This is a genomic window from Croceibacterium mercuriale (assembly GCF_000802385.1).
Lineage (GTDB): Bacteria > Pseudomonadota > Alphaproteobacteria > Sphingomonadales > Sphingomonadaceae > Croceibacterium > Croceibacterium mercuriale.
Genome location: NZ_JTDN01000001.1, coordinates 286,958 through 301,358, shown reverse-complemented (window position 1 = coordinate 301,358; position 14,401 = coordinate 286,958). Strand labels below are relative to the sequence as shown.

General features: G+C 69.4%; 14 protein-coding genes. 8 read left to right on the top strand and 6 right to left on the bottom strand.

The features are described 5' to 3' along the window. A complete protein-coding gene (locus PK98_RS01435; protein ID WP_081995986.1) occupies positions 1 to 1,284 on the bottom strand; it encodes a capsule biosynthesis protein in 1,284 nt (427 codons plus the stop codon). Between the two features lie 183 nt (positions 1,285 to 1,467). On the opposite strand from PK98_RS01435, the gene PK98_RS01430 reads away from it, so the two are divergent. After that, the gene (locus PK98_RS01430) at positions 1,468 to 2,940 is read left to right on the top strand and encodes an LTA synthase family protein (protein ID WP_039093737.1); all 1,473 of its coding nucleotides are present in this window, start codon (positions 1,468 to 1,470) and stop codon (positions 2,938 to 2,940) included. On the opposite strand, the gene PK98_RS01425 is transcribed toward PK98_RS01430, so the two are convergent. Next, positions 2,929 to 3,720 (bottom strand): SDR family NAD(P)-dependent oxidoreductase, encoded by a 792-nt coding sequence (locus PK98_RS01425; RefSeq protein WP_039093736.1) that lies wholly within the window; start codon positions 3,718 to 3,720, stop codon positions 2,929 to 2,931. The genes PK98_RS01430 and PK98_RS01425 overlap by 12 nt on opposite strands. Positions 3,721 to 3,908: 188 nt before the next feature. On the opposite strand from PK98_RS01425, the gene PK98_RS01420 reads away from it, so the two are divergent. The 7 genes from PK98_RS01420 (at position 3,909) to PK98_RS01390 (ending at position 10,822) form a co-directional block, all read left to right on the top strand. After that, positions 3,909 to 4,481, top strand: a complete 573-nt coding sequence (locus tag PK98_RS01420) for a sterol desaturase family protein (protein WP_235425357.1) — start codon at positions 3,909 to 3,911, stop codon at positions 4,479 to 4,481. Further along, a complete protein-coding gene (gene kdsA / locus PK98_RS01415; protein WP_039093734.1) occupies positions 4,478 to 5,320 on the top strand; it encodes a 3-deoxy-8-phosphooctulonate synthase in 843 nt (280 codons plus the stop codon). The genes PK98_RS01420 and kdsA overlap by 4 nt, the downstream gene beginning before the upstream one ends. A gap of 265 nt (positions 5,321 to 5,585) precedes the next feature. Next, a complete protein-coding gene (locus PK98_RS01410) occupies positions 5,586 to 6,575 on the top strand; it encodes a KpsF/GutQ family sugar-phosphate isomerase (RefSeq protein WP_039093731.1) in 990 nt (329 codons plus the stop codon). Positions 6,576 to 6,605: 30 nt separating this feature from the next. Beyond that, positions 6,606 to 7,415, top strand: a complete 810-nt coding sequence (locus PK98_RS01405; protein WP_039093729.1) for a 3-deoxy-manno-octulosonate cytidylyltransferase — start codon at positions 6,606 to 6,608, stop codon at positions 7,413 to 7,415. Between the two features lie 13 nt (positions 7,416 to 7,428). After that, positions 7,429 to 8,040, top strand: coding sequence for a histidine phosphatase family protein (locus PK98_RS01400; protein WP_039093727.1), 612 nt, complete (start codon positions 7,429 to 7,431; stop codon positions 8,038 to 8,040). Beyond that, a complete protein-coding gene (locus tag PK98_RS01395; protein ID WP_039093725.1) occupies positions 8,037 to 9,635 on the top strand; it encodes a capsular polysaccharide export protein, LipB/KpsS family in 1,599 nt (532 codons plus the stop codon). Before PK98_RS01400 ends, PK98_RS01395 begins: the two co-directional genes overlap by 4 nt. Continuing rightward, positions 9,632 to 10,822 carry a glycosyltransferase family 4 protein gene (locus tag PK98_RS01390; RefSeq protein WP_039093723.1) on the top strand — a complete coding sequence of 397 codons (1,191 nt, stop codon included), beginning with the start codon at positions 9,632 to 9,634 and terminating at the stop codon, positions 10,820 to 10,822. Before PK98_RS01395 ends, PK98_RS01390 begins: the two co-directional genes overlap by 4 nt. Positions 10,823 to 10,832: 10 nt before the next feature. On the opposite strand, the gene PK98_RS01385 is transcribed toward PK98_RS01390, so the two are convergent. The 4 genes from PK98_RS01385 to PK98_RS01370 all read right to left on the bottom strand — a co-directional run bounded on the left by PK98_RS01385 (position 10,833) and on the right by PK98_RS01370 (position 14,392). After that, a complete protein-coding gene (locus PK98_RS01385; protein WP_039093722.1) occupies positions 10,833 to 11,369 on the bottom strand; it encodes a J domain-containing protein in 537 nt (178 codons plus the stop codon). Positions 11,370 to 11,502: 133 nt separating this feature from the next. Continuing rightward, positions 11,503 to 12,015, bottom strand: a complete 513-nt coding sequence (pal, locus tag PK98_RS01380) for a peptidoglycan-associated lipoprotein Pal (protein WP_052207857.1) — start codon at positions 12,013 to 12,015, stop codon at positions 11,503 to 11,505. 56 nt (positions 12,016 to 12,071) lie between these two features. After that, on the bottom strand, positions 12,072 to 13,472 hold the full coding sequence (gene tolB, locus PK98_RS01375; protein WP_039093720.1) for a Tol-Pal system beta propeller repeat protein TolB: 1,401 nt from the start codon (positions 13,470 to 13,472) through the stop codon (positions 12,072 to 12,074). Between the two features lie 5 nt (positions 13,473 to 13,477). After that, entirely contained in the window at positions 13,478 to 14,392 is a 915-nt protein-coding gene (locus PK98_RS01370; RefSeq protein ID WP_052207855.1) for a hypothetical protein, read from the bottom strand. Positions 14,393 to 14,401 lie beyond the last annotated feature (9 nt).

Below are 14,401 nucleotides of genomic sequence, written 5' to 3'. Positions count from 1 at the left end.
TCATTCCGGCAGCAACGGACGCCCTTCCAGCCGCGCCACCGCATGGCGCACCACCTTGTCCAACGCCTCGTCGGAGAAAAAGCCGCCCGGGATCAGGCAGCGTTCGATCAGCACGCGGCGATAGGCGGCAAAGGTGTCCGCGTCGGGCGGCACCGGGTTCTGCCAGAAGGCGTCCAGCCCGCCCTGGAACGTCAGGTCTGGCACGTCATAGACGGCATGACCCAGCACCGCCACCGGCACGCCGCTGGCCAGGCCGAACGTACCGCTGGTGCTGTTCACCGTCACCATGCCCCGCGCGCGCTGCGTGATGGGCACGATGTCACCCCAGGGCAGATAATCGACCCGGTCTGCCACGCCGAACAGGGTGGCCATGTCGGCGGTCTCCTGCTCCCAGTTGCGCACGCCATTGTCCAGCGGGTGCTCCTTCACCACCAGACGCATGTCTGCCGGCGCATGGGCAGCGAAGGATTCGATCACCAGCCGGATGGCCGGCGCCATCCCGGCAAACGGCGAGTGCAGGCGGATCTGCGCGTCGGATTCCAGTTGCAGCGGAAACACGAAGTATGGTTCGTCGGCCTGCTGCAGCCTTGCCAGCAGGGCTGCGCTGCGCTTCTCCCGATCCTTGCGGCCGCGCAGCTTGCGGTACCAGCCGACCCCTTCGACCACCGGGTGCCATGGCCGGTGATTGTTCCAGTGGGGGTAGCGCCAGCGGGTGAGCACGTCGGCCACATTGTACACCAGGCCTTCCGTCGCGCGGCGGCGGAAGGATGCGGGCACCTGCCGATGGGGCGGCACCGGCGGCAGGGCGGCGGCGGTGTCGCGATACCATTGCGGATCGCGTGGCAGGCTGGAATGTCCGTTCACCCCGCCAAGCTCCAGCGTGACCCAGTCCGGACGGATATAGCCTTCGTCGAACACGTGCACCGGCACGCCCAGTTCACGGCAGATCCGCGTGGCGGGCAGGTGATGGTCCCGGCAATCCCCGAACATCACCACATCCGTTACCGTCAGGTCGTGCAGCAGGCCCCGGAACACCTCAGGCCATTCCGCCAGCGTGCCGCGATAGTCGATGCCGTTGGGCAGGCGCCAGAACAGCTGGTCGCCGCCGTTGAAGTTGACCTTGTGGACCCGGTGCCCCGCCGCGATCAGGCCCTGCCCCAGCCGGCGGAACAGCGGCCCCATCAATCCCTGCAGCAGCAGCACCGTGCGCGGGTTCGGCACGGCTTGCGGAACAGGCGGGGCATGGGGGGCGGGTTCGCTGGCGGACCCGTATGTGACTGACATCGAAGAAATAAGCTCCCCGCACGCCGTACCGTGCGACTGTTCTGAAAACCCGCGGTAACTGCGCCGGGCCCGACCGGCAAGCCCGTGGTGGTGCCACGATGACAGTTGGCGCAAGTGGCGCTATGGGGCGCCCCGCCCGCACGGAACGGGACAATCGACGGGTCGACGGATACAGTGCGCGTGATGAATGATGACGATCCGGCCATTGCAGTACTGCTGACTGCCGCCGTGCTGCTGGACCGCCTGGTCAGCCCGCGCCCGCGGATCACCCGCGGGCTGGCCGGGCGCAGCGTCGGCGGAACCTGGCTGCTGGCCTGCATGGTGCTGGCATCGCAGGGCCTGTTCCTCGCGCTGTGCGGCAGCGGCCTGGTAGCCGCCTGCCTGGTGCTGGCGGTACAGGCGGTGCTGGTGGTCGCGTCCAATGCCAAGCGCGCCGTACTGGGCGAGCCGCTGCTGTTCCCCGACTTCGCCATGATCCGCAGCATCGTCAATCATCCGGAATTCTACTGGTCGGCCGTGCCCGTGTGGCAGCGCATCGCGGCGGCGCTGTCTGCCTTCGCCCTGATCGCGACGCTCGCCCACCTGTTCGTGCCCGATCCCGCCACGCATGCCGCCGGCCTGGCGCTGTGTGGCGCAGGCATCGGGTTGCTGTGGCTGACCTTGCGCACGGCCCCGTTCCGCGCGCTGGCGCCGACGCCTGACGCGGTCGCGGATGTCGACCGGCATGGCCTGGCCCCGACACTGCTGCTGCACTGGCTGCGCTGGCGCAGCATGCCTGACCCGCTGCCCTGCATCGATCCCCCACGCCTGCCGCCGGTGCTGCCTGCGCCCGAGGTGATCGTGATCATCCAGTGCGAAAGCTTCGCCGACCCGGCCGAACTGTTCGCCGACCCGCAGCTTGCCCTGCCCGCACTGGAGCAGGCGCGTGCCGAAGCCTGGCAGTGGGGCCGGCTGCAGGTCAGCGGCTTTGGCGCCTATACGATGCGGGCCGAATATGGCGTGCTGTGGGGGCGGGAGGAGGATGCGCTGGGCTTCCGCCGCTACGACCCGTTCCTGACCGCGATCGGGGAACGGTCCTACGCCCTGCCCCGCCGGCTGCCCGGCTGGCGCAGCCTGTTCCTGCACCCGCACGATCTGCGCTTCTATGGGCGCGACCGGATCATGCCTGTCGGGGGGTTCGACGCGCTGCTGGGGGAGGACGCGTTTACCCCGCCCGGGCCCGAGGAAGGTCGCTACGTCACGGATGCGGCCATGGCCGACACCATCCTGGCGGAGGCACAGGCGGCGACCGGGTCGACCCTGCTGTATGCGGTCACCATCGAGAATCATGGTCCCTGGGCGCCGGACAGGACCGGGCCAACGCCCGACCTGCGCCAGAGCTACCTGCGCCTGGCCCGGCATGGCGATGCGATGCTGGCGCAGCTCCGGTCCGGTCTGGCTGCCCTCGGCAAGCCGGCGCTGCTGGTGTTCTTCGGCGATCACCGGCCCAGCATTCCGGGAGTCACCGCACCCGGCGGCGATCGCCATACCCCCTACGTCATGCTGCGGATCGACGCCGCCGGACAGAACCTTGCCGGCACGAACCGTCAGTCCGACCTGACACCCGCCGCCCTGCACCATGCCATGCTGGCAGAAGTGCTGGGCTCACCCGCCTGAACCCCGCGCCCCTCGTGGAGGCGGCGCCAGTGACAGCAGCAGCCGGTCACGCAAGGGGCGCGGCAACAGGCGGTCGAACAGCCGCAGCGCCGCAAACGGCCATGGCATGATCGCATGCGCCACCCCCCGCTCGGCCGCCCGCGCGATGCGCGCCGCCGCCGCATCCGGCTGCAGCAGGACCGGGCGCGGGCCGGGCACCTGCCGTCCGGCTGCCGTGTCGATGAAGCCGGGCGAGACCAGCGTGACGGTGACGCCATGTTCGCGCACCGCCAGGCGCAGAGCATCGGCGAAGCGGGCCAGTCCGGCCTTGGTCCCGGCATAGGCCGCCGCGAAGGGCAGCGCATGAAACGCCGCTGCCGATCCCACCAGCACGATTCGGCCCGACCCGCGCGCCGTCATCCGATCCGCCAGCGCCGCCGCCAGCACGGTCGGTGCGGTGAAGTTGATGGCAGCCAGCCGGGCGACCAGCGCGGCATCTTCCACCAAGTCGCCCGGCGCGCGGATGTCGCCCAGCCCGGCGGCGAACACGGCCAGGCCGATCGCCTCCGCCGCATCATCCTCGGCCAGGGCCGCAAGCGCCGCGGGCAGGTCGGCCAGGTCTTGCGAGCGGATGTCGGCCGTGGCGCCGGCAGCAGTGCACGATGCGGCGACCGCCCGCAGCCGCGCCTCGTCCCGCCCCCATAGGAGCAGCCTGACACCGGGCGCGGCATAATGGTTGGCCAGGGCGCTGCCCAGGCCGCCGGACGCGCCGATCACCAGAATGCGGGTGGCGGACGGCATGTGACCTTCCGGCAACGAAAAACTAACCACTTGTCAACGCCAAGGCACGCACAAGCACTCTCCGTCTTGACTTAGACACACTGCTACTGTCCCACACGAGGCCAATGCCATCCCCCGATAATCATGCCGCACGGGTGAGGCTGTTCAAGAACGAGACGCTTGAACGCCTTACAACAATGTCGCCGAGAATGTTCGCGCTCTTCTGGGCGCTGGCGTTGCCGGCGATCGCCTGGGCGGGATGGGGCGCGGTCACGGGCGGTACCGGGCTGGCGCTCGCCGCGGCAGGACTGGGACTGTGGACCCTGTTCGAATATGTCATGCATCGCCACCTGTTCCACCTCCGGTCGGATGTGCCGGCAGTGCGCGCGATGATCTTCCTGATGCATGGCAACCACCATGACGATCCGGGCGATCCCCTGCGCGGCCTGATGCCCCTGCCCGCCAGCTTGCCGATCGCCGGCCTGGTCTGGCTGACGCTATATCTGCTGGCCGGCGCGCCGGGCACCTGGATCTTCCTGGGCTTCATGATGGGCTACGTCCTGTACGACGTCGTCCATTTTGCCTGCCATCAGTGGGACATGAGCGGTCCGGTGGGCGCCATGCTGAAACGGCACCACATGCGCCATCATTTCGTGGATCATGACGGCAATTTCGCCATCACTGCGATCTGGTGGGATCGGGTATTCGGCAGCCAGATCACCAGCCTGCGTCGTGCATCCGGTGACCGGCCGCATCGCGCCGCACGCAAGGCCAAGTCATGATCCTGTGCGGCCGGACCGTCGGCGCCGCGGCGCCGCTGTTCATCATCGCCGGTCCCTGTGTGATCGAAGGCGAATCGATGACGCTGACCATTGCCGAGCGGCTGGCCGAGACAGCCCGCCGGCTGGGCGTGTTCCTGATCTTCAAGGCCTCGTTCGACAAGGCCAACCGCAGTTCCGACGCATCCTTCCGCGGCCTGGGCATGGAGGAAGGCCTGCGCATCCTGCAGAAGGTCCGCGCCGAGACCGGCCTGCCGATCATCACGGACGTGCATGACATCGGGCAGGTCGCGCCGGTGGCGGAAGTGGTGGACGTGCTGCAGACGCCGGCCTTCCTGGCGCGGCAGACCGACTTCATCGCCGCGGTCGCCGCATCCGGCCGGCCGGTCAACATCAAGAAGGCGCAGTTCATGGCGCCGTCGGACATGCGGCAGGTGGTAGCCAAGGCGCGCAACGCCGCAACCGCCGCCGGCGTGGAGCCGGATGCGTTCATGCTGTGCGAACGGGGCACCTCGTTCGGGTACAATACCCTCGTATCGGACATGCGCGGGCTCGCCATCATGGCGGAGACCGGCTGCCCGGTCGTGTTCGACGCGACCCATTCGGTCCAGCAGCCGGGCGGCCTGGGTGAACGGTCGGGCGGGCAGCGGGAATATGTCCCGCTGCTGGCGCGGGCAGCGGTTGCGGCAGGGGTCGCCGGATTGTTCATGGAAACCCATCCCGACCCCGACGCGGCCCTGTCCGACGGCCCCAATGCTCTTCCGCTCGATCAGTTCGAACCCTTGCTCGCGCGGCTGCAAGCGATTGATTCCGTGGTAAAGGAACCTGCGCCCGCCGGTTGACGGCGTGAATGCGTCACTATTGTGGCGCGTTGGCAACGATCCATCGCAAAGCTGCTGCGCTTGCTCTCTTTTGGGCTGCACACGATCGAGGCTGCGATAAAGCGCGGAACTTACACGATTGTCCGGTAAACAACTTTCAATCTTCTTCCGGCCAAGGGTGTAACCGATCCGCTCCGTCTGTCGGGTGGTACGGGCATGGGCGCGATCGGCCAGGCTGGCCGATCCGGCGTCCGGCACGAGCAGAACCGAAGAGGCACACGGCGAAATGACGATCCAGACCATCACCACCCGCCAGTCGACATCGGCACTGCGAACGGTCGACACGGAACTGGAAGCGCTGCGCACGCTGCGGCAGGCGCTGAGCGAGGCGGAACTTGGCAGCGCGGTGGATCAGGCGATCCAGATCATCGCCGCGGCGACCGGCCGCGTCATCGTGACCGGCATGGGCAAGAGCGGCCACATCGCCCGCAAGATCGCCGCGACCATGCGGTCGACCGGAACATCGGCGCTGTACCTCCATCCGGGTGAGGCCAGCCATGGCGACCTGGGCGTCATCACGGAACAGGACGTGGTGCTTGCCATCACCTGGTCCGGCGAGACGACAGAGCTGAAGGACATCTTCTACTACTGCCACCATTACGGCATCAAGCTGATCGTCGCGACCTCCGATTCGGACAGCACGGCTGCCCGCCATGCCGATGTCTGCCTGGTGATGCCGCAAGTTCGCGAAGCCTGCCCCAACGCTCTGGCACCGACTTCCTCCACCACCGTGCAGCTGGTGCTGGGCGATGTGCTGGCGGTCGCCCTGATCGAGGCGCGCGGCTTCACCAGTTCCGATTTCCGGGTGTTCCATCCGGGCGGCAGCCTGGGCGCGCAGCTGGCGACGGTAGCCGACGTGATGGGCACGGATGACGCCGTGCCGCGCGTGGCGGGCGACGCGTCCCTCACCGGCGCCACGCTGGAGATGAGCCGCAAGCGCTATGGCTGCACCGCGATCGTGGACAGCCGGGGCCGGCTGGTCGGGGCTTTCACCGATGGCGACCTGCGCCGGTGCATTGCGACCCACGACCTGACCGATCCGATCGGCCTGCACATGTCGCCCCGCCCCGTCACCGTCACGGCCGACGTGCTGCTGTCCGAAGCGCTGCAGATCATGAACGGCAATGCCGTATCGGTATTGTTCGTGGTCGACCGGGCCGACGTGCTGGTCGGCATCATCCACATGCACGACATCGTGCGTGCGGGCATCGGCTGATCTGCGACCGTTGCCTGCGGACCGTCCCGCATGCCTGACCTGATCGTCATTCCCGCGCGCCACGGCTCCACCCGCCTGCCGGGCAAGCCGCTGCTGCCGATCGCCGGGCGCACCCTGCTCCAGCGTGTCGTCGCGGTCGGCCGGACCGCGGCGGCGCAGGCCGGCGATTGCACCGTGATGGTGGCAACCGATGACGCCCGGATCGCCGACCACGCCCGCGATCTCGGCGTCGAGGTCGCAATGACAGCCGAAGCGCTCGATTCCGGCTCCGCCCGCGCCTTTGCCGCCGCCGAGGGGCGCGTCGGCCCGGACGGGCTGGTGATCAACCTGCAAGGCGACGCGCCCTTCATCCCGCCGGTGGTCGTGGCCGATCTGATCCGTACCCTGCGCAACGGCCAGGCAGATGTGGCCACGCCGGTGTTCCGGCTGGACTGGGCGCGGCTGGACCGGTTGCGGGCGCACAAGCACACGGCGCCGTTCAGCGGCACCACCTGCATCCGCGCCGCCGATGGCCATGCGCTGTGGTTCTCCAAGACGATCATCCCCGCCATCCGCAACGAGGAGACGCTGCGTGCCGCCGGTCCCGTCTCGCCGGTGTGGCAGCACCTCGGGCTGTACGGCTACCGCATGGCCGCGCTCGCCTGGTTCGCCGCGGCCGCGCCGGGGGCGTACGAGGGGCTGGAAGGGCTGGAGCAGCTCCGCTTCCTGGAAAGCGGCCGCACGATCGCCACGGTGGAGGTTGCCGCACCCAGCCATGCGCTGTCGGGCATCGACACGCTGGCGGACCTGGAGCTGGCGGAGCAGACGATCCGGCGGCTAGGCGATCCTTTCCCCGCCTGATAGCGGCAGCGCGATGTCCGCATCCATCCCGTCCCCCGCTTTCGTCATCGTGCGTCACGGCAACACCTTTGCTGCAGGCGAGCCGCCGCGCCGCATCGGCAGCCGCACCGACCTGCCGCTGACCGATGCCGGGTGCGCTCAGGCGGATGCACTCGGCGCGCACTTCGCTGCCATGCGGTGGCGCTTCACCCGCGTGCTGACGTCCCCGCTCCTGCGCACGCAGGAGACGGCTGCCGCGATCCTGCGCCACCTCTCCGGCTCGCCGGCAGCCGAGCCGGCCGACTGGCTGCGCGAGATCGACCATGGGCCGGACGAGGACCAGCCCGAGCCAGCCGTCCTCGCCCGCATCGGCGCCGATGCACTGGCCGCCTGGGACAAGGCGGGCGTGCCGCCGCCCGGCTGGACCGTCGATCCGGACCTGCGTCTGGCTGCCTGGCGCGAACTGTTCGGACAGGATGGCGGGCCGGTACTGCTGGTGACCAGCAATGGCGCGGCCCGCTTCGCCCTGCTGGCGGCAGGCCTGCCCGGCGGTGGCAGCCTGAAGCTGCCGACCGGATCCTTCGGCGCCCTGCGGCGGCAGCCCGATGGCGCACTGCAGGTGGATTGCTGGGGCACGCGGCCATGAGTGCGGCCACCGACCTGCCTGTGCTGCGTGCCCCGCCATTCCCGTGGGCCGATGCCGGCGTTTCGACCGGCGCACCGGCCGACAGGGCACCCGACGATCTTTGCGCCCTGTTCGCGCAGGTGCGGGACGCGCGCGTGGGTGGCAGCTTCTGGGCTCCGCCGGCAGAGATTGCGCCCGCCGGCCGGTGGCTGCTGCGTCCCCGCGCGGCGGCGGATCATGTGGCTGACGAGGATGCAATTGCCTGTCCAGGCGAACTGGACCCGTGGTCGATCCTGCCCGACGCCGCCGGGCTGATTGCGCATGGCGATGATGAATGGGTGCCGCTCGCCCGCATCAACGATCTGCCGGTGCGCCTGTTGTCTTCCGGCCGCTTCGGCACGATAGGCGACAGCGATGCCGCACTGGACCGCCGTGCAGGAGAGGCGCTGACCGCCGCTGCGTGGCGCGATCCGTTTACCGGCGGTCCCTCCACCCTGCCGCAGGTGGTGGAACTGCTGGCGCTCTGGCGGCGCACGTTCGACGCCAATCGCGCAATTGCCGTGGCATCAGGCATGGCCTGGTGGAAGCGGCCGGAGATGCGGCGCTTCCTGTGGCATCCCTCCCGGCCACTCTATATGGCTCGTCGAGCTGGAAAAGCTCTTTCACTGGCGGAACGAGCTGGAGGGGGGCTGGCCATCTGGCCGTCGCGTGTGTCCTCCCGGCTGATCGTCGGGGCTAAGACCCGCGGCGTGCCGCTGGTCCGGGTGGAGGACGGCTTCGTCCGCTCCGTCGGCCTCGGCGTCGATCTGGTGCCGCCATCGTCTGTGGTGGTGGATTTCAGCGGCATCCATTTCGACCCGCACGGCCCCAGCGACCTGGAATCGATCCTGGAACAGGCCGCGATGCCGCCAGCGCTGCTGGCCCGCGCTGTGCGGCTCCGCGAACGGATCGTGGCAGCCGGGATCAGCAAATATGCTGTCGATGGCGCACCCCAGCCGGCGCCGGAACGTGCGCCGGGCAGGCGGCTGGTGCTCGTCCCCGGTCAGGTCGGCAACGACATGTCGGTGCGCGCGGCGGCGGGCGACCTGCTGGCAGCCGAAAATGTGAACGCGGAACTGCTGCGCCGGGTCCGCGCGGTGGAGCCCGATGCGGAGATCTGGTTCCGCCCCCACCCGGACGTCGACAGCGGCCTGCGTCAGGGCGCAGTGGCGGACGAAGAGGTCCTGCGGCATGCCGACCGGATCGTGCGCGGCGGCGGCATGGCACCGCTGCTCGATACGGTGGACGCGGTGCACACGCTGACCTCGCTCACCGGGTTCGAGGCGCTGATGCGCGGGGTGGCGGTGACCTGCCACGGCACGCCGTTCTATGCCGGCTGGGGCCTCACCCGCGACCTCGCCTCCGCGCCAACGCGGCGCATGCGGCGCCTGCGGCTGGACGAACTGGTGGCAGGCGTGCTGATCCTTTATCCCCGCTACCTCGATCCGGTGACCGGCCTGCCCTGCCCGCCTGAAGTCCTGGTGGGCCGCATGGCCGGAACCCGGACCCGCGGCCGGCTGGACTGGATCGGCCCGCTCCGCCGGTGGCAGGGCCGCATGCTGGGGGTAGTGCGATGAGCCAGGTGATCCTCGACATTTCGCGCCTGATCTCGCGCATCCGCTACTCGACACCGTCGGGCGTGGACCGGGTGGAGATGGCCTATGCCCGCGGGCTGCTGGCGCATTATGGCGACGATCTGGCCTTCGCCGCCCTGCACCCGGCGGGCCTGTATGGCCGTGTGCGTCGCACGGCGGCGCTGGCCTATCTCGATACGCTGGAACGGCGCTGGTCCTCGCAGGTGGATGGTCCGCTGCGCCGGTCGCTTCCCTCCATCCTGCCGCAGCTGGATGCGCTGCTGCCGACCCGCCGGGGTGTCGGTGGCGGTGGTGTCTATGTGCAGGCATCCCCCCACCACCTGACCCGCGCCGACGTGGTGCGCCGGATCATGCGGCGGGAACGTGCCCGCTTCCTGTGCCTGGTCCATGACCTGATCCCGATCGAATTCCCCGAATATGCCCGCCCCGCCGGCGCGGCGCTGCACCGGCAGCGGATCGAGACAGTGGCGACGATGATCGCGGAGACGGATGGCGGGGCGATCGTCAACTCCGCCGCCACCGGTCGCTCCCTGCAACCATGGCTGCGGCCCGGCACGCCGATCCATGTCGCCCTGCTGGGCACGGAGGCCCTGCCTGCAGCCGAGCCGGAACGCGGCGACAACCGACCCTATTTCGTGTGCCTGGGCACGATCGAGCCGCGCAAGAACCATCTGCTGCTGCTGCATCTGTGGCGCCAGCTGGTGCAGACGCTGCCGGCGGCCGAGGTGCCCCGGCTTGTCATCGTCGGACGGCGCGGGTGGGAAAACGAGCAGGTCGTCGACATGCTGGAACGGTGCCCGGCACTGGCCGGCCATGTCGAGGAGCTGGGCGGATGCCCCGACCGCCGCCTGTCCGTCCTGCTGCGCGGCGCGGCGGCGCTGGTGATGCCGTCCTTCGCCGAAGGTTACGGCATGCCGGTGGCGGAGGCGCTGTCGGTCGGCACGCCGGTCATCTGCAGCGACCTGCCTGCCCTGCGCGAAGTGGGCGGTGCGGTGCCGGATTACCTGGACCCGCTGGACGGACCCGGCTGGCGCCGGGCCGTGCTGGATCACGCAAGCAGCGGACCGATGCGGGCCGCGCAGATGGAACGCCTGCCCGACTGGCACAATCCGAGCTGGACGGAGCACATCGCCATCGTGGCCGACGCCATCGGGCAGCTCCAGCTTTAGGCCCGGCGGGTCAGCCCCGCCACTCCCGCCGTTCCTCTGCCTGCCGCAGCACGTCGTACGCGACCTGGTATGCATGGAAGGTCCGCGCCGCCTCGGCATCATTGGGGCGCACGTCGGGATGCACCTCCTTCGCCTTGGTACGCCAGGCCTTCTTCACGGTCTCGAAATCGGCATCGGGGTCGAGGTCCAGCACCTCCAGCGCGCGCATCTCGTCCGGGCTGCGGCTGCCATCGCCGCTGCCGCCCCAGCCATAATGCTGCGCCTGGGCATAGCCGGCATTGGTGTTGCTTTCGGCGCCCTCGCGCGCTGCCGCCTCTTCCGCCTCGAGCCCGGCAAAATAGTCCCAGCCACGATTGTATTCCGCGGCGTGCGGCTGACAGAAGTACCAGCGTTCAGGGCTGTTCGGCGCCTTGGGCGCCGGGCAGTTGCCCGGTTCGGCGCAGCCATGCCGGTCGCACAGCCGCACCTTGGCAGCCTCCTGGCCGGACTCGCCATAGGCGCGCCAGCGCGGGAAGCCCCAATCGAGCGTGCGGCTGCTTCGCGCCATCTACCAGGAACCTGCAATCATGGTGCCGATATAGGGCCGCCGGTCGCAGGTGCAAAGCGGCCGGCGGCCACGAACCGTCCGGTTCGCGGGCCGCCGGCCACAAATTGCACCGCAGATCAGTGAATGATGCTGCTCAGTTGATGACCACGGTCACGGCGCGGCGGTTCTGGGCATAGGCCGCTTCGTTGGAGCCGACCGCCTTCGGCCGTTCCTTGCCATAGCTGACCGTGGTGATGCGGTTGGCCGGGATGCCCAGGCTGACGAGGTAGTTGCGTGCGGCGTTCGCCCGACGCTCGCCCAGCGCCAGGTTGTAGTCCCGCGTGCCGCGCTCGTCGGCATGGCCTTCGACCGTGGCGCGGACCTGCGCATACTGCGTCAGGTACTGTGCCTGCTGACGCAGGGCGGCCTGATCCTGGCTGTCGACATCGTACTTGTCGGTGTCGAAGTAGATCGTGTCCTGCCCGCGCATGGTCTGCTGAAAATGGGCCTGCGTACCCGGCGCGGCGGCACCCGGCGCGGTGGTCGCCGGCGGCGGGGTGGGCGTGGTCTGCTGCGGCGGCGGCGGCAGTTCTTCCGGCGCCTTCTTGGAGCACGCGGCAAGGCCCATCGTGCTCACGGCGGCCAGGGCGAGAACCAACTTCTGCATGCCTATATCTCCTCACTCACAGTTCAATAAACGGCCCGTCGCGTCTTCGGAACGCTTCAGGGCAGAACAGGTCCCCATGACGGGTCGGACGCATTCACCGGCGTGTCAAGCTTGCGCTCGTTCCGTCCGGTCAGGTCGACCTGCCAGATGGAGGTTTCGCCACCGCCCTGTGCCGTGCGGAAGAACTGCACGATCCGGCCGTTCGGGGCCCAGGTCGGCGCCTCGTCCTGCCAGCCATCGGTCAGGTGGCGCATGTTGCGTCCGGCCGGGCTCATCACCGCCACCCGCAGGTTGCCGGCAATGTGGGTGAAGGCGATCTGGTCGCCGCGCGGGCTCCATTCCGGGGTTGCCGCCCGGCCGCCAAAGAAGCTGATCCGCCGCTGGTTCGATCCGTCCGCGTTCATGACATAGACCTGCTGGCTGCCCGAGCGGTCGGACTCGAACACGATCTGCGTCCCGTCGGGGGAGTAGGATCCGCCGACATCCAGCCCCGGGCTGTCGGTCAGCTTCACGCTCTGCCCGCCGGTCGCCGGCACGCGGTAGATGTCCGTATTGCCGGACATCGCCATGGAATACAGGATGCTGCGGCCATCGGGCGACCAGCGCGGGGCAAAGGTCGGGTTCTGGCTTTCGGTCACCAGCGTCTGCCGGCCGGTCCCGATGTCGTAGACGAAGATCCGCGGATAGCCGTTGAGGTAGCTGAGATAGACGATCTTGGAATAATCGGGCGAGTAGCGCGGCGTCAGTGCCATGGACTGGCCATTGGTGATGAAGCGCAGATTGGCCCCGTCGCTGTCCATGATCGCCAGCCGCTTGACCCGGTTGTCCTTGGGACCGCTCTCCGCGATGAAGGCGATCTTGCTGTCGAAGAACGGGCTTTCGCCGGACAGCCGGGAATAGACCATGTCGGCACAGCGATGCGCCGCGCGCCGCCAGTCGGACGGGGCGACCTGCCAGCCTTCACGCACCAGCTGCTGACCCAGCTGCACGTCGTAGAGGTAGCAGCCGATGGTCAGCTGGCCATCAGCGCCGGCCCGGACATATCCATGCACCAGCATCTCGGTCGATCGGCCACGCCACTGGTCAAAGGCCGGGGCGGTGATCTGCGGATAGGCCGGGCGCGGCAGGGATCCCGGCCCGGTCGGGCGGAACAGGCCGTTGTTGCGCAGGTCGGAATAGACCACCTCCGCCAGAGCCTGCCCCAAGGCGGTGGTGCCCTGCGCGTTGGCAGGCGTGGCCTGCTCCCGGTCCGTGGCGAAAGCCGGGATGGCAATGCCCAGATCCTGCCACTCGCTTTCATCCGTGACAGAGCCGGTCAGGCCGCCGCCATCCTGCGCGTCGGCGACGGGCGCCTCCGCCGCCGGTGGCACGGTCACAGGCACGGCCACCTGGGCCAGGACCGGACCTGCGCACAGGGCCAATGCGGAAGCGAAGAGCGGGAGGAGAAACAGCTTCATGGGGATCACAATCTCCGGTCGAAGCGCCACGACGTGACGCGGCGCCACTTGTCGTAGAACTGGTCGGGCAGGTTGAAGGGGGCAGCCAGTTGCACGGCCCGGATCGCACGTTCTGCATGCAATTGCGCCTGCGGCCGGTTGGATTCGGTGATGCCCGACTGGCTGACCACGCGTGGCGTGCCCTTCAGGCTGCCATTCGGGTTCAGCTCCCAGCTGAGCACGGTGACGAGCTGGTCCGCATCGACGCCCTGCGGCGCACTCCAGTGCGGGCGCAGCTGGCGGTTGATGGCCTGCGACAGGGACGCCTGCTCCGCCGCGCCGAAGGCGGCAGCGGGCGTACCGCTGGACTGGCTGCGCTCACCGGCACTGCTGCCGGCCAGGAAATCCGCACCGATCCGGCTGCCGCCGGGGCGTTCGGTCGCGCGGCTCGGTTGCGGCGCGGGCCGGGCTGCGGCGCGGCTCGGCTGGGTAGCCGGGCGGGCGGCGCGGCTCGGCGCCGGGCTCGGGCGGGTCTGTGCCGGGCGGGACGGCGCGGGGCTCGGCCGGGCGCTGGACCGCGGGCTTGGTCGTGCCGATGGGCGTGGTGCGGGCTGCGTGCGCTCCACCGGGCGCGGGGGCGGCGGGGGCTCCGCCACCGGCTCTGGCGCCGGGGCAGGTTCCGGTGCGGGGGCGGGCGCCGGCGCGGGTTCGGGCGACAGCTCGGGTGCGATTGCCGCCTGCGCCTGCGCCGACGGATCGGGCGCGGTCGATTGCAGGCTGACCTCGGTCGCCAGGCTGACGCTGATCGATTCCGGCGGCGCCAGCGGCACCGACGGTGCCTTGTCATGCAGCCACAATGCGGCGAACAGCGCGACATGCGCGACTGCCGCAATGGCAAGGCCCAGGCGCTCCTCGCGCGTCAGGTGAACAGCCCCTTCCATGGCGATGTG